Raw genomic sequence first — 18,289 nt, 5'->3', positions numbered from 1 at the left:
GGCGGTGGCGGCGCACCCCCCCGGGGCCCCCCACCGCGGGGGGTGGCGGCGGGGCCCACGGGTAACGACCCCCAACAGAACTGGTGTTGTGGGTTTCCCGTTGGCCGCGTCGGCCGGGCGGGTCTCCACCCGGCCGGACCTCTTCGGAACGGCGCCGGACACGACGGCGACGTACGCCTCGCCGGGAGGCACCGCGCCGGAGGGGGACGTCCACCTCCCGCGAGGAGCCGGCACGGGCCGGCACCCGCCACCGTGCTCGCCCACGCGGGCGGCTTCCACACCCTCGACCGGGGCGACCCCCGGGGCTGGCCGTAGTCGCCCACCCCGTCATGGCGCCGGGACGGACTCGGCCGCCCGCGCTACGACGGCGGTGGACCGGATGCCGCGCCGGCGCCGGTAGTAGTGCACGGTCAGGACGCCCAGCAGCGGCCCCCAGGCGGCCAGCGGCGCGTACGCGACCCAGAAGGCGACGGTCTGCCAGCCGTGCGTGATCAGGCCGTCGGGCTCCCCGGTGATCTTCAGGCCGAGGGCGGACATGACCAGTGAGTACGGGAAGACCAGCAGGGCCGTCGCACCGAGACCGGCGGGGACGACGGCGGCCAGGACCGGTACCCGGCGGCCGCCCAGGCCGGGGATCCGGCGTGGCCACACCTCACCCCACCGGGCGACCAGCCCGACCGAGAGGTACGCCAGTGTCTCGCTGACCACGCTGAGCGCGATGACGTACCACCATCCGGCGGTGAACACCCCTGGAGCGTGGCCGCTCCGGGGTGTCGTGTCGTGCTCCAGCAGCGGTGCGCCGAAGTTCATGGCCGCGATCCGCCAGACGCAGGAGGGCAGTGCGGTCAGCGTGGTGGCGTACGCGGTCCACACGGCCCAGCGGGGCACGCCCGCCGCCGTCCGGCCGTGCAGTCTCGCCAGGGCGGTGCGAACGGTCAGGGTGCCGGTCATCTGCGTTCCTCCGGTCCAACGGGCGCTGTTCGCCGCGGTGTTCCGAGGCTCGCAGCCGCTGCGGTTCGCAAGCATCGGCTGTCGGGCGGATCCTGGTCCCCCGCGCGGGGGATCCGGTCCGTCGTCCGACCGGCCCCGCCTCTCCGGGGGCTCCGGCGGTCGGGGTTCCCGCGGAGTCCGTTGCACCACGCACGAGGCGCGTCAGTGGTGGACGGAACGTGCGATGCGGAACCCCACGTCGTCGATCCGGAAGGTGGGGTGGCTACGGCGGCGCACCGAGGCCCGGCAGCTCCAGTGCTCGTCGAACCATCCACCGCCACGCAGCACCCGGTAGGTGCCGTAGACCTCGGCGTCGTAGATGTCCCAGCACCACTCCCAGACGTTGCCCAGCATGTCGTGCAGGCCCCACGGGTTGGGCTGCCGACCGCCCACGTCGTGAATCCGCTCGCACGAGTTGCCGCGGTGCCAGGCGATCTCGTCGAGCGGTCCGTACCTGGCGTCGACCGTGCCGGCGCGGCAGGCGTGCTCCCACTCGGCCTCGGTCGGCAGCCGGTACCCGTCAGCGGAGGCGTCCCACTCGATCTCCTCGGTGTCGGCACGGAGGCGATAGGCCGGCGTCAACCCCTCCTGTCGGGACAGGGAGTTGCAGAACCGGACCGCGTCCCACCAGGAGACGCCCTCGACGGGCAGCCGGTCGCCCCGGGCGCTGCTCGGCTGCTCACCGGTGACCCGCGCGTACTGCGCCTGGGTGACCGGGAAGGCCGCCAGTCGGTACGGCGCGAGCTCGGCCGACCAGCGCCGCTGTGTCCGCCGATCCGACAGCGTCACCCGCCCGGCCGGGACGGCGGTCATCTCGTATCCTGCGTTCGCGTCCATGGGTGGAAGATCATACTGGGACGCGGTCCGGACGCGCCAGGAGCGACGTGACGCCAGCCGCTCCTGAAGGCCACTGCCACGTAGGCTAGTTGACGTTATGTCGGGGGAGTCCTCACGGCAACTGGCGGACGGGCGGAGGAGCAGCCGATGACTCCACGACAGGTCGCCGACAACCGCGTGGCCCGGGTCGCCGCACCCGCACCCGCTGTCGAGCCCGCGCTCGCCGTTCCCGGACGGCGCCCCGCTTGTCGGTTCGCCGGCTTCGGAGGGCGCTCCAGGTGGGACAGCCGGGCTCCGGGGGTGCTCCTTGGCCGGTGCTCACGCCTGCGGTGCATCCAGCAGCAGGCCGACGATCGCACCGGTCATCCGATACGAACACGAAGACCGAACCGGCCGCAGCCACGGCATGTTTGTGGCTTCCGCCAGTACGACGCCCCGGCCGACGAGAGGGAGACTTCTCCCAGGGGCTGCGGCCTGTCCCGAAGGCCGAGGCCGAGGACAGAGGGGGAACAGCACGATGAGCGGTCAGCTGTACGACGAGATCGGTGAGGCGTTCGAGGGCTTCAAGACCCTCCCGCTCGCGCGCTACGCGGAGGTGCCGAGCTTCCTCGCCCTCGTCGGCGACGTGAACGGCAAGTCGATCCTCGACCTGGCCTCCGGAACCGGCTTCTACAGCCGGGAGTTCAAGCGCCGCGGCGCATCCCACGTCCTCGGCGTCGACATCTCCTCCGCGATGGTCGACGCGGCCCGGGCGCTGGAGGACGGCGACCCACTGGGCGTGCACTACGAGCTCGGCGACGTCGCCGAGCTGCGCACCTTCGAGCAGCGCTTCGACATCGCGGTCGCGGTCCAGCTGTTCAACTACGCCGAGGACGTCGCCACCATCGAGCGGATGTGCCGCAACATCCACCGCAGCATCGCGGACGGGGCCGGGTTCTTCGCCTTCGTGCAGAACCCGGACTTCCGTTTCGACGGGCCGTCCCTGGCCAAGTACGGCTTCCTGTGCGAATCGCTCGGCGAGGAGACCGAGATCGGGCCGCGCGTGCGGATCACCGCGCTCCTCGACCCGCCGATCTCGTTCGTCGCGAACCCGCCCAGCCGCGAGGTGTACGAGAAGTGTCTTCGGGCAGCCGGATTCAGCGAGGTCACCTGGGTTCCCCTGGAGGTCTCCGCCGCCGGCGTGCGCGAGTACGGCAAGGACTTCTGGGCCGACCACGCCGCCAACCCCCCGCTGACGATGCTGCGCTGCCGCGCCTGAACCCGAGCGGCCCGTCCCCGGCTCGGCTGGGAACGGGCCGCCATCCGGCACCGGGCCGACCACCCCGATCGCGGTTGCGCCTGATCGGTCGGCTGATCGGTCGGTTGACCGGCTGGTGCGCGCGTCACGGCGGATCGCCGCGTGCAGGTCGACCCCGGTCCTGCGACTCGCGCACCGAGCCGGAACGGGGCTCGACGCCACCGGATGCAGCACCGAGGACGCGCCCGAACCGGGGCAGCCCGCCGATCGGCTGCCGGGCCGCCGGGACGGTCCACAGGGGGACACCCGTCCGACGCGTCCCGGCTCCACCCGGCCGCCCCTTCCCGGCCAGGCCCACCCGGCCGCCCCTTCCCGGCCAGGCCCACCCGGCCGGCCCTCCCCGGCCGGAGTCACCCGTCCGGTCCCGTCCGGCCGGACCTATCCGGCGAGGAAGGCCCGGACGACGCGTTCGGCCGCCTCCTCGGCGGCGGCCGGCGGCGACAACTCGTCGAGCGAGTCCAGGTCGATGTCCTCGACGAGTTCGGTCCGCCATGCGGCGGTCAGCTTCTCCAACTGTTCGCGCGGCTGCTGCCGGACCTGCTCCCGGCTCTCCGGGCTCAGGGCCTCCAGGAACTGCGTCACCTGGTCGGTGGGCACGAGGGTCTCCTCACTCTTCGAACACCCGGCGGAGAGCGGCATTCGACGGCGGAGCGCAGCCGATCTGCCGGGCCGACGGTCTTCCCGTCCCCTTCGACGGTCGTTGAAGAAGCGCGGCTCGGCAACCATGGACGTCCGGTCGTCGGCCCGTCCCGACCCGACCGTGCCTGGTCGGGACCCGGTCCGTTCCGTGGACGGGCAGGGCTCTCCGCCTGCCGGGCGGCGCCCGGGCGCGCCCGCCCGGGCGCAGTTGTAGGCCCCGAGGCCGGGAGCACGGCGCCCTGCCGACGGGTGATTCCCCCCCCGGGGGGGCGCGTCGCCGACCCGGCCGAGGGGGCCGGCCGGGGCTTCGGCCGGGGTGAGGGTGGGACGCAGAACGGGCAGCAGTGCCGTCGGCCGCCGGAGAGATTCCTCCTGCCGTCCGCGGCACCCACCGGCCGTCCGCCGCACTTACCGGCCGTGCGGCGATGCGGCACAATGAGCACACAGTTGATCAACTCTGTGGGGGATGCCGTGCGCAAGCACACCAAGGGTCTGCTGGCCCTGCTCTTCAGTTCCGCGCTCACCGTGACCGCAGGCGCGTCGAGCGCCATCGCTGCCACTCCCGCCGCTGCCGCCACTGCCGTCCGAGGCCTGGAGATCGGCGTCCCGGCGTACGTCTGGCCCGGCGACCCGATGCTCGCCGGCCTTCAGTCGGCCACTCCGGCCGCCTCGATCGTGATCCTCAACCCCGGGAACGGCGACACCGCGTTCACGCCGGCCTGGCAGGCCCAGGCCGACACCCTGCGAGCCGGCACCACCGCCGCCGGCGGCCACACCCGGGTGATCGGCTACGTCCACACAGACAGCGGCACCCGGCCGCTCGCCGACGTCAAGGCGTCCATCGACAACTACCTGAAGACCGCCGACGGCAAGCTGCACGTCGACGGCATCTTCTTCGACGTCGTCAGCCGGGACTGCGGCGCGGGCAACAGCACCCGCGACTACTACTACGCGCTGCGCCAGTACGTACAGACCACCATGAACGGGATCGACCCGGCCGCGCAGGACCTGGTGGTGGACAACCCCGGTACCGCCATCGCCGACTGCTACCTGGGATCCGGTCACCGCACCGCCGACACCTTCGTCACCTACGAGGGCAGCTACGCGGACTACACCGGCAGCGGCTGGCTCGGCGGCAACGTCTTCAACTTGACGGCGGGCTACTACTCGGGCGCCTCCTTCGACCCGGACGGCACCTCGTTCTGGCACCTGGTCCACGGCGTGCCCGACGGGCCGCGCATGCAGACCGCCCTGGACACCGCCTTCGCCAGGGGCGCGGGTTACGCCTACGCGACCGGTGACACGCTTCCCAACCCCTGGGACACGGCGCCCAGTTGGGGCTTCTCGGCGGAGACCGCGCACGCCGCGACGATCGGCTGAGACGCTCACCCCACCCGCAGTAGCACCTCGGCGTTCCCGCGGTCCCGCAGGCCACGCCGGTGGCCGGCCACCGCCACTGCGGGGACCGGGCCACACCGGGCCGGGCGCCGGTCAGGCCAGTGCGGTGGCCAGCAGTGCGGCGGTCCTGGCGACGAGGGGTTCGTCCGCAGGGGCGTGGGCGTCCTGCTTGGTGGACAGGACGGCCAGCACGACCGGTGTCCCGTCCGGGGTCCAGGCGATGCCGACGTCGTTGGTGGTGCCGTAGCTGCCGGTGCCCGTCTTGTCCGCGAGGGTCCAGTCCTTGGGCAGGCCGGCGCGGAAGCGCGCCCCGCTGGTGGTGTTGGCCAGCATCCAGGTGGTCAGCTGCCGCCGGTCGCGCGGCGCGAGCGCGGTGCCGAGGGTGAGTTCGGCGTAGGTCCGGGCGATGGCCAACGGGCTCGTGGTGTCGGTCACGCGCCCGGGTTCGGCGGAGTTCAGCTCGGGCTCCCACCGGTCGAGCCGGGTCGTCCCGTCCCCGATCGATCGGCAGAAGCGGGTGACGGCCGAGGGGCCGCCGAGCTCGCGGAGCAGGAGGTTCGCCGCCGTGTTGTCGCTGTAGTCGATGGCGGCGGCGCACAGTTCCGCGACGGTCATGCCCTGCGCGAGGTGCTCGGGCGTTCCGGTGACCGGGGCGTAGCCCGAGTCGGTGACGTCCTTCGCGGTGTAGCGGATGCGCTTGGCGAGGAACTCGCCGTTCCGGTCGAGGTCCCTCAGTACGGCGGCCACCGCGATCGTCTTGAACGTCGAACAGAACGGGAAGAGCTCGTCGGCGCGGTACAGCACGCTCCTTCCGGTGGCCGTGTTCCGCGCGAACACCCCGAGCCGCGCGGAGTGCTCCCGCTCCAGGGCGCCCAGTGCCCGGGAGACGCCGTCCCGGTCCGGCGAGGCGGCCCGGGCCGTTCCGCCGGTGGACACCACGGCGGCGAGCGCGGTCCCGGCCCCGAGGGCGAGTGCCGTGCGCCGGCTCGGACGTGCTGCAAGGTTTTCCAGGGTCATGCTTCTCCTCTGTCTGTTGACCGGAGTTCCGGAGAAGAGGACGCGTCAACAGCCTGAACGGTTCGCCGCCGAAGGACTGGCGGCCGTCATTGCACGGGCGGGAGGCCGGATGCGGCCCGGATGCGGCCCGGATGCGGCCCGGGCGCGGCAAGCAGGCGCGGCGACCGGAAGAGCGACTGTTCGCCCCACCGGCCCGCTGCCCGCCTTGGTGTGGCCGGTGGCCGGTGACCGGTGGCCGGTCGCCGTGAGATCCGGGTGAGGACCGGACGGGTCATCGAGGGGAGCGCCGCCCTGGTCGGCTTCGCGGACCCGCCTGGGCGTCGGCGGGCCCGAGGCCGAGGAAGAGGTCGGGGCAGACCGCGGTGATCTCGCCGAAATCGGGGTCGGGATGGTGGTGGAGGCGGTTGATGGCGGCTTCCAGTTCGTGGGGCAGCACCAGGCGGCGCCTGCTGTGACACTGTCTGATCAGGTCACGCTGGACCTGCTCGGGGAGGAGGGCGCGCAGGCCGCCGTCGGTGTGTGCGCGGATGTGGGCGGCGAGGCGCCGGCCGTAGGCGCGCCAGTGTTCGGCGTCGCGGTGTTCGGCGCGTTCGCGGTGGGCGAGGAAGAGGCAGAAGGCGGCGTTCCTGCTGCCGCTGCCTGCCGCGAACTGCCACCAGAAGGCGGCGGCGTCGCGGTAGCCGGCCAGGTGGAGCAGGGCGCCGAGCACGAGGGCGCCGGCCGGTTCGATGTCCTCGCTGTCGGCGAGGCGGCGCAGGCCGGCGGCGGCCTGCGGGGCGGTGACGATGAGGGTGACGGCGAGGTCGAGGTCGTGGGCGGCCTGGTCGACGGGGGCCGGCCAGCGGTGCGGCACCTCCCGGGCGGCCGGCCCGGCCTGCCGCGCCCCCACGGCCCGCTCGGCGCGGGACCGGGCGGCCGCGGCGTCGTAGTCGTCGTACTCGTCGGCGAGGACCTCGGCCTCGTCGAGGACGGTGTCGATGGTGGGTCGTTCATCGGTGCGGTGCACGGTCACTCTTCCGGGTCGGACGGGTCCGGCAGGTGCAGCTTCCTGGCCAGGCCGCGTTTGGCGTGCCGGACGTGCGAGCGGACGGTGGCCTCCTCGATGCCCAGGCGGTCGGCGGTCTCCGTGGAGGTCAGCCCCAGGACGTAGCGGAGCACGATGACGTCGTACTGCCGGTCGGGCAGCACGGCGATCGCCGCGTACAGGCCGAGTTCGCTCTCGATGACGGCGAACTCGTCGCGCATCTCGTGGACGAGCAGTTTGCTGATCGTGGCGCGGAAGGCCGCGGTGTCGACCAGGGCGGGCGGCCGGCCGTGCCGGTCGAGCCAGCTGTGGACGTGGTCCCTGAGCAGGGCCCAGGCGTAGCCGGGGACGGACTCCTGCTCCAGGACGTGCTCCCAGCTCTCCAGGAGGTCGGCGGAGAGCTCGTCCACCACGGCCTGGGCGGCCGAGCGGCTGCCGACCTGGGTGTGGGCGTAGCGGAGCCAGAGCCTGTGGTGGTACTCGTGGAACGCCGAGAAGGTCACGGTCTGCCGCCGGGCGGGCTGTTGCGGGCAGGGGGCCCGGGTGCCGGTGACGCCGGGGGCGTCGGTGGGGTGAGGTCCCATCAGGCGCTCCGTTCGGGGCCGGCCGCCGCCCGGTCGGCGGGGCCCGGGTGGTCGTGCCGACGGCGCAGCCGTGCCGTGCCGGTACGCAACGTGCCGGTGCGGGCCGTGGCGGTGCGTTCCGTGGCGGTGGGCCGGTGTCGGCCGGGGGCGGCTGCGTCGGAGGAGGGGATCCGGGCGGCGGTTCCCCAGACCGCCAGGGTTTCCAGATCGATGGTCACGAAGGTCCTGTCCGTGGGCACCGCACCGACCCGTGGCGGGTCGGCCGTCGGTGGAGAACACGTGCTCCTACTGGTCAGCCAACCGGATTAACGCGGTGTTTGTGCAGGGCTCGGCACAGAATTCCTGACGCTCCGGGTAAGTGTGACTACTTTCCGTTCGCACTCCAGTCCGGTGCTGCCGCCGGCAGTGCGGGACGCATCTCCCGGCGCCCCTGCGATTGCCCGCGCCATTCGTCGGGCAGGCATCACCGAGAACGGGGGAGGGCACGGCCCGGCGCGGCCGATGGATCCCCGGACCACCGGACGGGACGGCAGCGGGGGCGCATGGTGGCAGACGAGGACGGCGTGGTGGACCTCGAACTGGACCGCGCGCACTCCGCCCGGATGTACGACTACTTCCTGGGCGGCACGACGAACTTCCCGGCCGACCGCGAGGCCGCGGTCAGGGCGATGGAGGCGTTCCCCTCGATCCTGGCGACCGCGCGGATCAACCGGCGGTTCGTGCACCGCTCCACCCGCCTGCTCGCCGGCGGGGGAATGACCCAGTTCCTCGACATCGGCACCGGCATCCCCACCCAGCCCAACCTGCACGAGGTTGCCCAGAGCCTGCGCCCCGAGGCCCATGTGGTCTACACCGACAACGACCCCATCGTCCTGACCCACGCCCGCGCGCTCCTGGAGAGCCACCCCGCCGGCCGCACCGCCTATGTCCAGGCCGACGTCACGAGCCCCGGCGAACTGCTGGCCGCACCCGGTCTGCTGGACACCGTCGACCTGGACGAACCCGTCGCCCTGAGCCTCAACGCCCTGCTCCACTTCGTCCCGGACGAACTCGGCGCGCACGAGATCGTCGAGCACCTCAAGAACGCGCTGGCCCCCGGGAGCACGCTCACCATCACCCACGCCACGCCCGACTTCGACCCCGACGGGATCCGGCGCCTCACGGACGCCTACCGGGCGGCCGGCACCCCCGGGCAGGCCCGCACCCGCGACGAGATCACCCGTTTCTTCGACGGCTGGCTACTCCTCGAACCCGGCGTCGTCCCCACCCACCTGTGGCGGCCCGACCCCGGTGACGACACGCGCAACCTCACCAGCACCGAGGCGTCCTGCTACGCCGGCATCGCGCGAAAGCCCTGACTCCGCTCCACCGCGCCGCGCGGGGGCAGGCGACGAGAACTCAGAAGTCCTCGTCGCCCCGGTCGACATAGCCCGGGAGGCCGGGAACGTCGGTGTGCTGGAAGGCGAAGCCGTCGCCGTGGGCGGCCGTCTGCTCGGCTGCGCGGGCGCGGACGTGCTCCTCGTAACGCGCGTGCGCCTCGGCGCGGTCCGCGGTGTCCTCGACGAGCAGGGAGGCGGGCTTCTGCCGGCGGAGGCGGATGCCGTAGAACGAGGCCGGCGGGGCCGGCTGGGACCATCGGGTGACCGCCCACCGGGGCCGGCCGGTTCCGGGTTCCGCCAGGGCGTGCAGCTCGACGTTGAACACGGAGTACTTGCCGATCCGGTGGTCGAGTTCCAGGGTCTCCCGCTCCCAGTCGTCGGACTCCTGGACGAGGTGCCTGATCTGCTCCGACAGTTCCTCCGGGACGTCGCTCGCGCCGTGGGTCGAGTGGACGATGCGCACGGGGCTCCCTTCGCAGGGAGCCGGTCTCCCCTGAGCGGCCACCAGGATACGGAGGTGCAGCCGTCCGGCCTGCACCCGGTCGGTCCGGGCCGGGAGACGGCGGCTGGACAGCGGCTGGACGTGGGCCCCGGGGCGAGATCCTCCGGGGCGGGTCCGCCTCCGGGGCGGACGGCGTCCGTCACCGGACGCTCCGCCGGCGGCGGGCGAACCCCTGGACCGAAGCCGCGACGACGGCCGAACAGGCGGCGAGGGCCGCCATGGTGACGAGGTCTCCCTGCTCGAAGTCGAGCAGCAGGAGAATGCCCAGGTTCAGCAGCCAGTGGAAGGTCCCGGCGACCAGCAGCGCCCCGGCACCGGCGCCCTTGACGAGGACACTCATGAGGAGCGAGATCGCGACGGTCATCACCAGGAAGGCGGCCACGAAGGCGAGGCCGAACCTGTAGTACTGCACGTGCCACGTCCCCCACAGAACGCCGACCGCCACTGCGGAGACCGGCGTGGCGAAGCGGGTCTCCAAGTGCCTCTGCAGGAAGGCGCGCCAGCCCAGTTCCTCGCCGCACGCGCCAACCCACTGCAGGACGGCGAGCAGCCAGAAGGGCCCGGCGAGCGAGCCGGGACCGGTCAGGTGGACCGGCCGGCCCGCTGCGACGAGAGCACCGAGACAGAGCGCGAGCACCGCGGCCACCAGGCCGGCGCCCGCGGCGCACCGGATGAGCACGGCACGGGTCGGCCGCAACGAGACGGAGATCCGGCACGGCCGCTTGCGGAGTGCCAGCACGGCCAGCACTCCGATGCTCGGCCCGAACTGGGGCAGCGTCAGCAACTCCGGATCGAGGCGGACGACCGGCTGAAGTGCCAGCAGTGCGCCGGCGCCGAGCCAGGTGGCGATCGTGAACACCGCGACCGTCCGCCGGAACGGACCGGTGGTGTCGGTACGACCCGGGGGAGCCTGCAGGGTGTCGGGCATGTGCCCTCCTTGTCGGATGTCTGGTGGACACCCCTGACGATCGCCCCGATCCGCGCCCGGCACAGTGGGGTCAAGTACACGCGGGGGGTGTACTTTTGCGCACCCCCGCCCCGGGGCCGGGGGAGTGGCCTGCTCCTGGAGGAAGCGTGCAGTTGAACTGATGAAGCGTCATCATCGCTGTGCACCTGGCTCGTTGACCGCTCGCGAGGGGCGGCCGCCGCCGGGCTCGCCCCGGATTCGGGTTGATGCCGGACAGGGCGCGGGCCGCGCCGGCGTTGCGGGCGCTCTCGTGGCGCACGCCCGGTGCGGGGTGCCGCCACGCGCGGTCAGCGATTGAGGTAGGCCAGCACGGCGAGCACCCGGCGGTTGTCGTCGTCGGAGGCCGGCAGTCCCAGCTTGGTGAAGATGCCGGCGGTGTGTTTGGTGACCGCGCTCATCGTGACGTGCAGGCGCTGGCCGATCGCGGCGTTCGAGCGGCCCTCCGCCATGAGTTCGAGCACTTCGCGCTCGCGCGGGCTGAGCGAGGCCGTGCGGCCCCGGGCGTCGCCGCGGGTGAGGAGCCGTGAGATGACGTACGGGTCCATCACGGTCTCCCCGGCCGCCACCCGGGTGACCGCCTCGACGAACTGGCCGATGTCGGTGACCCGGTCCTTGAGCAGGTAGCCGACCGCGCCCGCGTCATCGGCCAGCAGTTCCCTGGCGTAGAGCTGCTCCAGGTACTGCGAGAGCACCAGGACGGGGAAGCCGGGGACCTGACGGCGTGCCTCCAGGGCGGCCTGCAGCCCCTCGTCGGTGTAGGAGGGCGGCAGCCGCACGTCGACGACCGCGACGTCCGGCCGGTGGTCGAGCAGGGCCTTGCGCAGCGACGGCCCGTTGTCGACCGCTGCGACGACGTCGAAGCCGTGCTCGCCGAGGGTGCGGACCAGCCCGTCCCTCAGGAGGAAGAGGTCTTCGGCGAGGACAACGCGCACGGTATCTCCAGGAGGATGGTGGTCGGGCCGCCGGTCGGGCTGTGGACGGTGATGCCGCCGTCGAATGTTGCCAGCCGGCGCTCGACGCCCCGCAGGCCGGTGCCAGCTCCGGGGTCGGCGCCGCCCCGGCTGTCATCGGCCACCTCGACGGTGAGGATGCCGTCCCGGTGGCCGACGACGACGCTCACCCGGCTCGCGCCGCTGTGCTTGGCGGCGTTGGTGAGCAGTTCACCGACCGCGAAGTAGGCGGCGGACTCGATCGGCGCGGCCGGGCGGCCCGGGAGGTGTCCGGTGACCTCGACGTCGAGCACCGTGTCGAGGGCGAGTGCGCGTACGGCGTCGGTGATGCCGCGGTCGGCGAGCACCGGCGGGTGGATGCCCCGCACCAGGTCTCGCATCTCCTGCAGGACCTTTGACGACGACTCCCGGGCGGCGGCCAGCAGCGCCCGGGCCTCCTCGGGATCGGTGTCGATCAGCTTCTCGGCGTTGCCGAGGCTCATCCCCATGGCGACCAGACGGCCCTGGGCGCCGTCGTGCAGGTCACGCTCGATCCGGCGCAGCTCCGCGGCCTGGGCGTCCACCGCGTCGGCGCGGGTTCCGGCCAGCTGGGTCACGCGCAGCCGCAGCCGGGCGGCCTCGGTGGGCGCCAGCAGGACGGCCGTCCAGCGGGCGTGCAGCCGCAGGACGGGTGGCCCGGCGAGCAGAGCGGCCACGATCAGGGCGACACCGACGGGTACGGCGGCGAGGGCCGTCCCGGTGGAGTGCACGTGGATGACGGTGTACCAGTTGCTGCCGCCGGCCCGTTCGATCGGCTTCCAGACGAAGGGCTGTACCAGGGCGCCGAACACGCCGTACACCACCAGGGCCGCGGGGCCCACCGCGATCCACGCGCCGACCCAGGGATCGGTGACCGCCCACCAGAGGTCGCGCCAGGTGGCCGGGTCGCTCAGCAGTGCGCGGCTGTGCCGCAGCTGACCGCGGACTCCCGGCTGCCTCGGCGTCACGGGGAGGTAGGGATCGGGGATCGGCAGGCCGCTCCAGCGGCCGGCGTACCCCCGGGCCGCCCTGGCCACCCGCCGCAGCCGGCCGAGGGTGCGTGACAGCAGGGGGATGCCGATGCCGACACCCAGCAGCAGGCCGGCCGCGGCCACGGCGCACGCCAGCACCGCCTCGACGGCGGCCAGGGCGAAGAGCACAAGGCCGCGGCCGGGTGCGGCCAGGTGCTCCGGCCAGCCGGCGGAACCGGGTTGCCGAGGAGTGGCGGCAGAAACGCGCAGGCCGGTGGAGTCCATCACCGGACGGCTCCCCGCCGGCGTCCCGCGAAGTCCTGCGACGATGCCGTGACGGTGACCGGACGGGCGGCCGGAGTCGCCATGGTGACGAAGTCCCTTCTCAGAGTGGGTCGGCAGCGAATGCCTGGGTTCATCGGCCGACGGAGAGGCTCCGGTGAACGGTGGTGCCACGCCGCCGTGCCCACGTGCCTGCCGGAGCGCTCGATCACGGCGCCTGCAGCGCCTATCCGGCGCGCCGGTGCCTCGGCCCGGCGCCCTGCCCGGTTCCGGCCCGCAGGGGGAGTAGGCCGAGGAGGGCCGCGATCACCAGGACGGCCAGGGCCAGCGGCAGTTCGCCCTGCTCGGCGATGTACCAGGCGAGGGCCGTGTGCCCGGCGGCGAGCAGGACGAGGAGCCGTCTTCGCGGGGGAGTCCGCCGGACGGCCGCCGAGAGGGCGCCGACCGCTCCCCAGGCGCACAGGCCCGCCCAGACGATGGCGGCACAGGCCGACAGGTAGAAGACCACCTGGTCGGCCGTGCTCGGCTGCCGGTCGGGTTCGGGGGGAGCGGCGACCGAGACCAGGACGAGACCGGTGGTCATCACCACCACTTCGAGCACCTCGGCGAGCAGGATCAAGCCGACCACCACGAGAGCTGCCCTACGCACGGTTCACCTGCTGCCGACCGGGCCGGTGAAGCCCGGCGCCCGAAAACGATCAGGACAGACCGTACCGGTTCCGCCGGCCACCGGTGCCGGCGGCCCGGGACGAGGCGGTTCTCCGCTCCCCGCCGTCGGACCGTCGGGAATCCTGACGGCGGTACGCGTCCCGGCGGGTTGCGCGGGAGCCAGGAGCCCGCCGCCGCTCAGGGCGGGGTGCAGACGGTTCAGGTCGCTCGGGGTGGGGACCGGCTGCCTGGCGGACCGTCCCGGGACGGGCCGGCTCCGTGGCGTTCTCCGGTCCCGGGGGACATCACCGGCCCGGGGGGCGTCTCCCCCGCGCGGGTGAGTGGGCGATTCACCGTCACGGGCGATCTCCAGCGGGGTGGTGTCCGGGCAAGATCGTCTTCGTCGGAACGAGAGAACACCCACAGAGGGAGCCGGTCATCGTGTTCAGCACCGCAAGGCCCAAGTACCGCAACGGCGTTCGCCTGGCCACCGTCCTGCTGGCGGCCGCCGGCGTCGTGTCGGCGCAGGGGCCGGCCTTCGCCGCCGGTACCGGCACCGGCGCCGGGGCGGCGGTCGCGGCTCGGCCGGACGCCACGGACCGCGCAGCCCTCCAGCAGGCGCTGGACGAGGCGGTGGCCGAGGGGGTGCCCGGTGTGGTCGCCGAGGTGCGCGACGCGCGGGGAGTGTGGCGTACGAGCAGCGGCGTGGCGGACCTCGCGGACGGGCAGCGCGCCCGAGCGGGCGACCGTTTCAGGATCGGCAGTGTGACCAAGACCTTCGTCGCGACGGTCGTGCTCCAGCTGGTGGCGGAGCGACGGATCGGCCTGGACGACCCGATCGAGCGCGGCCTGCCGGGTGTGGTGCCGAACGGAGGGAACATCACGGTGCGTCAGCTGCTCTCCCACACCAGTGGCCTCGCCGACTACCTCACCACGCTGCTGGCCGAGCCCGACGCGCTGCGCTCCGCCCAGACCTCCCACTACACCCCGGCCGAACTGGTCGCCATCTCCGCGAAGCTCGGCCCGCAGTTCGCCCCGGGCACCTCCTGGGCGTACTCGAACACCAACTACGTGGTGCTCGGGATGCTGGTCGAGCACGTCACCGGTCACCGGCTGGGCGACGAGATCACCCGGCGCATCGTGCGCCCCCTGCAGCTGGCCGACACCTCGTTCCCGAGCACCGCCGACGCCCTGTCCGGGCCGCATCTGCACGGCTACGAATGGCTGGACGGCCCCACGGCGGCGCCGGTGGACCTCACCGTCTTCAGCCCGTCCCCGATCTGGGGCGCCGGCACGATGACCTCCACCGCCGACGACCTGAACCGCTTCTACCGCGCCCTGTTCGGCGGCAGGCTGCTCGCGCCCGGCCTGTTGGCGCAGATGCGCCTGCCGCACCCGATCGACGACCACGGCCGCGCCTACGGTCTGGGCCTGGAGAGCCGTACCTACTGCGCGAACGGACAGGCCGCCTGGGGCCACAGCGGCAGTGTCGCCGGCTACGAGACCTTCAGCTTCACCACTGCCGACGGCAGGCGTCAGATCACCTTCTCGCTGAACCGCAACCTGACCGCCGCTCCCGCGGTCGACGGCACCATCACCAAGATCCTGACCCTGGGCCTGTGCTGACGGTCCGACCGGGCCGGGGGACCGCCCCTCGATCGGCATCGGCCCGGAGGGCCGCACCGTTCGGCGTCCGCCGGCCCGGCCCGACGGCGCTCGGCCGGTGGCCCTCGTCTCCCGGCTGTTCCCGCTGCTTCCCCTCACGACGGAGGAGGCGGACGGGAACTGAGCGGGCGCGGCCCGTTCGGCGTTCACCCGGGGAAGCGCCACCGCACGGTGCCGCTTCGGTGAACCTCATTGGATATGAAGGCATATGGCGATCAATCAGAACAAGAGAGAGCCCAAAAGGTCGCCGCCGAGCGTGAATTGATGCCCTGGCAGGTGCTCTCGTCGACAGCAGCTCACAATCGTCCGGACGGCGTTACGCTCTGAAGCGCGGCCGGGTCGGCGAAAGGACTTGTGGTGACCGAGCAGGAGTGCGAGCCGGGGGAGCGGACCGACCCCGGCGCGAGGGCCACGTCGCGCAAGGACTCCAGGCCGCTGCACGAACGGGACTCGGAGCTCCACGCGGCCCGCACGGCGATCCGCATGCTGTGCGGCGGGGACGAGACCGACCCGGGAGTGGGCGAGATCCTGCTCTACGTCGGCCCGCCGGGCCTGGGCAAGACCGCGCTGCTGACCGAGGTGCGGAGAGCGGCCACCCGCGATGCCGACTGCACGGTCCTGTTCGCCCGGGGCGGCGAGCAGCAGCGGCACGACCCCTTCCGGGTGGTGCGCCAACTCCTGCGCCCCGTACTGGGCACTCTCCGGGAAGCCGAGCGACGGGAGGTCTTCGGACCGTGGGCCGAGATCGTCGGCCCTGCGGTGGGGCTGGTCCCGCCGGCCGGGCAGCTCGATCCGCAGGGCGTGCGGGACGGGCTCGACTTCGTCGTCACCCAGCTCGCCCGTCGCCGGGCGCCGCTGGTGCTGATGGTGGACGACCTCCACTGGGGGGACCCGGAATCGCTCGGCTGGCTGACCTCCTTCTCCCACCACGCGCGTGAACTGCCCGTGCTCATGGTGCTGGCCTGCCGCGACGAGTTCCCCGAGGAGGCGGGTCCGTTGCAGGACAGGGCGGTACGGGCCGGGGGCAGGTACGACCTGCGTCCGCTCAGGCCCGCCTCGATCACGGAGCTGGTCCGCTCCCGACTCGGACACCTGGCCGAGGAGGACTTCTGCCGCGAGGTCTGGACGGTCACCGGCGGCAACCCCTACGACACCACGGTCCTGCTGCGCCAGGTCCTCGACCGGCAGCTCCCGCCCGTCGGGGAGAACACCGTCCACCTGCGTGCGCTCGCCGCCGAGGCCCGCGGCATGACGCTCAAGACCTGGCTCGACCGACTCGGGCCCAGCACCCTGCAGTTCGCCTGGGCCGCCGCCATGCTCGGCACCGGGATCCGCCCCGCCCTCGCCGCGGCCATCTGCGCCCAGGGGCCTTCGGCCGCCGCCCAGTCCGTGAGCGAGCTGCGCGCACACCGGGTGCTGACCGACGGCACCGACGGCCGGCTGGAGTTCGTCCACCCGCTGATCGCCACCTCCGTCTACCAGTCCATGCCGGCCGCCACCCGCACCGCCATGCACGGCGTCGCCGCCACCGAGATCCAGAACGCCGGACAGGGCCTGCTCGCCGCCTCCCGCCACCTCCTGGAAACCCTCCCCGACAACGACCACGAGACCGTCGCCAAACTGCGCGGGGCGGCAGCCGAACACCTCGCCATCGGTGCCCCCGAAGCCGCCCAGCGCTGCCTGCGCCGCGCCATGAGCGAGCCGCCGCCGGACGAGCAGCGCGCCCAGGTCCGCTACGAGCTCGGCTGCTCCTCACTCCTCACCGACCCGGCCGCGACCGTCAACCAACTGCGCCTCGCGCTCGACGAGAAGCCCGGACTGAGCCCTGAACTGCGCGTGGACGCCACCTTCCGCCTCGCCCAGGCGCTGGCACACAGCAACCGGCTGGGCGAGGCGGCGGGAGTGTGCCGCGAAGAGGCCCTGCTGACACCGTCGGGCCGGGGCCGACAGCGGCTGGAGATCGCGCACTTCATGTTCACCGCCTTCCAGGCCCGGGAGGACGACGGCCCCGGCCGCTCCCGGCACCTGGCACGGTTCGCGCAGACCCTCGCCGACAGCGAGCCGGGCATGGTCAGCGCCGTACTGGCCCTGCACTGCTGGGATCTCACCCTGCGCGGCCGGCCCGCCGCGGACGCGCTGGCGATCGCCGAGCGGGCCCTGGAGAACGGCCGGCTGCCGCACGGTCTCGGCTGGACGAACACCCTCTGGGGGTTCGAACTGCCCGGCATCCTCGGCATCAGCTACCTGTACGCGGACCGGACCGACCGCGCGGAGGCCCTGTTCGACGAAGCGGTCTGGGCCTACCGGGTGGCCGGGTGGAGCGGGGCGCACCTGGGCTTCGCCCACTTCCTCATGGGCCTGCTGCGCTTCCGCCAGGGCGACCTCCGTGAGGCCGAGGACTTCCTGCGCCGTGCCCTGCGCTCGGCCGAGCGGATCGGCCCCGGCATCCCGCTCCAGTGGTTCGCGGTCGGTGTGCTGGCCGACACCCTGCTGGCGCGCGGCAGGACCGGGGAAGCACTGGAACTCGCCGAGCAGTACTCCTTCGGGCCGCCCTACCCGACGGTGATGGTGCTGCCCGACGCCCCGACCCTGTACGGCAGGCTCCTGCTGGCCCGTGGCGACCTGCCGGGCGCCGCCGCCGCGCTCACCGAAGCCGGGGCCCTGCTGGACGCGCGCGGCTGGCACAACCCCGTCTGGGCACCCTGGGCCGGCCAGCTGGCCCTGGCCACCGCCGACCTCGACCCCTCCCGCGCCCGCGAGCTCGCCGACCAGGCACTGCGCCGCGCAGAGACGACCGGTACCGACTCCGCGGTGGGCAGCGCGCTGCGGGTCTGCGCGGCGCTCCACGACGGCGCCGAGGCGGTGGAGCTGCTGGAGGAGGCCGTACGGCGACTGAGCCGGTCACCGGCGGCCTGCGAGCACGCCTTCGCCCTGGTCGACCTCGGCACCGCACTCTCCGGCGCCGGCCGCCGGGAGGAGGCCCGCCGGGCACTCGAACAGGGGCTGGAGCTCGCCCGGCGCTGCGGTGCCGACGGGCAGGTGGAGCGCGCCCGCCGCGCGCTGGCCACGGTCTGAGAGCGCCGTTCGAAGACCTCGTCCGACAGTACGAGGTGCCTGCACA

17 protein-coding genes are annotated in these 18,289 nt (G+C 73.2%); 5 read left to right on the top strand and 12 right to left on the bottom strand.

The features are described 5' to 3' along the window. Nucleotides 1-327: 327 nt before the first annotated feature. Together ACFC1R_RS19175 and ACFC1R_RS19170 are read right to left on the bottom strand one after the other, a co-directional pair. Entirely contained in the window at nt 328-951 is a 624-nt protein-coding gene (locus ACFC1R_RS19175; protein WP_375940014.1) for a hypothetical protein, read from the bottom strand. A gap of 201 nt (nt 952-1,152) precedes the next feature. Beyond that, nucleotides 1,153-1,827 (bottom strand): formylglycine-generating enzyme family protein, encoded by a 675-nt coding sequence (locus ACFC1R_RS19170; protein WP_375940012.1) that lies wholly within the window; start codon nt 1,825-1,827, stop codon nt 1,153-1,155. Nucleotides 1,828-2,344: 517 nt separating this feature from the next. Between ACFC1R_RS19170 and ACFC1R_RS19165 the strand changes: the two genes are divergently transcribed. Then, nucleotides 2,345-3,085, top strand: a complete 741-nt coding sequence (locus ACFC1R_RS19165; RefSeq protein WP_375940010.1) for a class I SAM-dependent DNA methyltransferase — start codon at nt 2,345-2,347, stop codon at nt 3,083-3,085. Nucleotides 3,086-3,502: 417 nt separating this feature from the next. On the opposite strand, the gene ACFC1R_RS19160 is transcribed toward ACFC1R_RS19165, so the two are convergent. Next, the gene (locus tag ACFC1R_RS19160; RefSeq protein WP_375940008.1) at nt 3,503-3,721 is read right to left on the bottom strand and encodes a hypothetical protein; all 219 of its coding nucleotides are present in this window, start codon (nt 3,719-3,721) and stop codon (nt 3,503-3,505) included. A gap of 489 nt (nt 3,722-4,210) precedes the next feature. On the opposite strand from ACFC1R_RS19160, the gene ACFC1R_RS19155 reads away from it, so the two are divergent. After that, the gene (locus ACFC1R_RS19155; protein WP_375940006.1) at nt 4,211-5,143 is read left to right on the top strand and encodes a spherulation-specific family 4 protein; all 933 of its coding nucleotides are present in this window, start codon (nt 4,211-4,213) and stop codon (nt 5,141-5,143) included. 111 nt (nt 5,144-5,254) lie between these two features. On the opposite strand, the gene bla is transcribed toward ACFC1R_RS19155, so the two are convergent. The 4 genes from bla to ACFC1R_RS19135 all read right to left on the bottom strand — a co-directional run bounded on the left by bla (nt 5,255) and on the right by ACFC1R_RS19135 (nt 8,004). Beyond that, on the bottom strand, nt 5,255-6,178 hold the full coding sequence (gene bla, locus ACFC1R_RS19150) for a class A beta-lactamase (RefSeq protein WP_375940004.1): 924 nt from the start codon (nt 6,176-6,178) through the stop codon (nt 5,255-5,257). Nucleotides 6,179-6,449: 271 nt separating this feature from the next. Beyond that, nucleotides 6,450-7,184, bottom strand: a complete 735-nt coding sequence (locus tag ACFC1R_RS19145) for a glycoprotein (RefSeq protein WP_375940002.1) — start codon at nt 7,182-7,184, stop codon at nt 6,450-6,452. A gap of 2 nt (nt 7,185-7,186) precedes the next feature. Further along, complete coding sequence (locus tag ACFC1R_RS19140) at nt 7,187-7,786, bottom strand: RNA polymerase sigma factor (RefSeq protein WP_375940000.1); 600 nt, start codon at nt 7,784-7,786, stop codon at nt 7,187-7,189. Beyond that, nucleotides 7,786-8,004, bottom strand: a complete 219-nt coding sequence (locus tag ACFC1R_RS19135) for a hypothetical protein (RefSeq protein WP_375939998.1) — start codon at nt 8,002-8,004, stop codon at nt 7,786-7,788. Before ACFC1R_RS19135 ends, ACFC1R_RS19140 begins: the two co-directional genes overlap by 1 nt. Before the next feature lie 324 nt (nt 8,005-8,328). Between ACFC1R_RS19135 and ACFC1R_RS19130 the strand changes: the two genes are divergently transcribed. Continuing rightward, the gene (locus ACFC1R_RS19130; RefSeq protein WP_375939996.1) at nt 8,329-9,144 is read left to right on the top strand and encodes an SAM-dependent methyltransferase; all 816 of its coding nucleotides are present in this window, start codon (nt 8,329-8,331) and stop codon (nt 9,142-9,144) included. Between the two features lie 40 nt (nt 9,145-9,184). Here ACFC1R_RS19130 and ACFC1R_RS19125 read toward each other — a convergent pair whose 3' ends face one another. The 5 genes from ACFC1R_RS19125 to ACFC1R_RS19105 form a co-directional block, all read right to left on the bottom strand. Then, on the bottom strand, nt 9,185-9,628 hold the full coding sequence (locus ACFC1R_RS19125) for a hypothetical protein (RefSeq protein ID WP_375939995.1): 444 nt from the start codon (nt 9,626-9,628) through the stop codon (nt 9,185-9,187). A 178-nt stretch (nt 9,629-9,806) separates the two neighbouring features. Beyond that, nucleotides 9,807-10,595: a CPBP family intramembrane glutamic endopeptidase gene (locus ACFC1R_RS19120; protein WP_375939993.1), complete on the bottom strand. Its 789-nt coding sequence runs from the start codon at nt 10,593-10,595 to the stop codon at nt 9,807-9,809. Between the two features lie 326 nt (nt 10,596-10,921). Then, nucleotides 10,922-11,566: a response regulator gene (locus ACFC1R_RS19115; protein WP_375939991.1), complete on the bottom strand. Its 645-nt coding sequence runs from the start codon at nt 11,564-11,566 to the stop codon at nt 10,922-10,924. After that, nucleotides 11,530-12,858, bottom strand: coding sequence for a sensor histidine kinase (locus ACFC1R_RS19110; RefSeq protein ID WP_375939989.1), 1,329 nt, complete (start codon nt 12,856-12,858; stop codon nt 11,530-11,532). The genes ACFC1R_RS19115 and ACFC1R_RS19110 overlap by 37 nt, the downstream gene beginning before the upstream one ends. 223 nt (nt 12,859-13,081) lie before the next feature. Next, nucleotides 13,082-13,504: a hypothetical protein gene (locus ACFC1R_RS19105; RefSeq protein WP_375939988.1), complete on the bottom strand. Its 423-nt coding sequence runs from the start codon at nt 13,502-13,504 to the stop codon at nt 13,082-13,084. A gap of 440 nt (nt 13,505-13,944) precedes the next feature. Here ACFC1R_RS19105 and ACFC1R_RS19100 point away from each other — a divergent pair, with 440 nt between their 5' ends. Together ACFC1R_RS19100 and ACFC1R_RS19095 are read left to right on the top strand one after the other, a co-directional pair. Beyond that, nucleotides 13,945-15,129 carry a serine hydrolase domain-containing protein gene (locus ACFC1R_RS19100; protein ID WP_375939986.1) on the top strand — a complete coding sequence of 395 codons (1,185 nt, stop codon included), beginning with the start codon at nt 13,945-13,947 and terminating at the stop codon, nt 15,127-15,129. Nucleotides 15,130-15,603: 474 nt separating this feature from the next. Then, nucleotides 15,604-18,243 (top strand): AAA family ATPase, encoded by a 2,640-nt coding sequence (locus ACFC1R_RS19095; RefSeq protein WP_375940018.1) that lies wholly within the window; start codon nt 15,604-15,606, stop codon nt 18,241-18,243. Nucleotides 18,244-18,289 lie beyond the last annotated feature (46 nt).

Origin of the sequence: Kitasatospora sp. NPDC056138 (genome assembly GCF_042264695.1) — a bacterium.
Classification (GTDB): domain Bacteria; phylum Actinomycetota; class Actinomycetes; order Streptomycetales; family Streptomycetaceae; genus Kitasatospora.
Note: the sequence above shows the minus strand (reverse complement) of the source record. Positions and strands in the feature narration are given on the sequence as shown.

Coding starts and splice junctions, on each gene's coding strand:
- ACFC1R_RS19175 (WP_375940014.1), bottom strand. CDS start 951: ATGACCGGCACCCTGACCGTTCGCACCGCCCTGGCGAGACTGCACGGC.
- ACFC1R_RS19170 (WP_375940012.1), bottom strand. CDS start 1,827: ATGGACGCGAACGCAGGATACGAGATGACCGCCGTCCCGGCCGGGCGG.
- ACFC1R_RS19165 (WP_375940010.1), top strand. CDS start 2,345: ATGAGCGGTCAGCTGTACGACGAGATCGGTGAGGCGTTCGAGGGCTTC.
- bla (WP_375940004.1), bottom strand. CDS start 6,178: ATGACCCTGGAAAACCTTGCAGCACGTCCGAGCCGGCGCACGGCACTC.
- ACFC1R_RS19140 (WP_375940000.1), bottom strand. CDS start 7,786: ATGGGACCTCACCCCACCGACGCCCCCGGCGTCACCGGCACCCGGGCC.
- ACFC1R_RS19130 (WP_375939996.1), top strand. CDS start 8,329: ATGGTGGCAGACGAGGACGGCGTGGTGGACCTCGAACTGGACCGCGCG.
- ACFC1R_RS19120 (WP_375939993.1), bottom strand. CDS start 10,595: ATGCCCGACACCCTGCAGGCTCCCCCGGGTCGTACCGACACCACCGGT.
- ACFC1R_RS19110 (WP_375939989.1), bottom strand. CDS start 12,858: ATGGACTCCACCGGCCTGCGCGTTTCTGCCGCCACTCCTCGGCAACCC.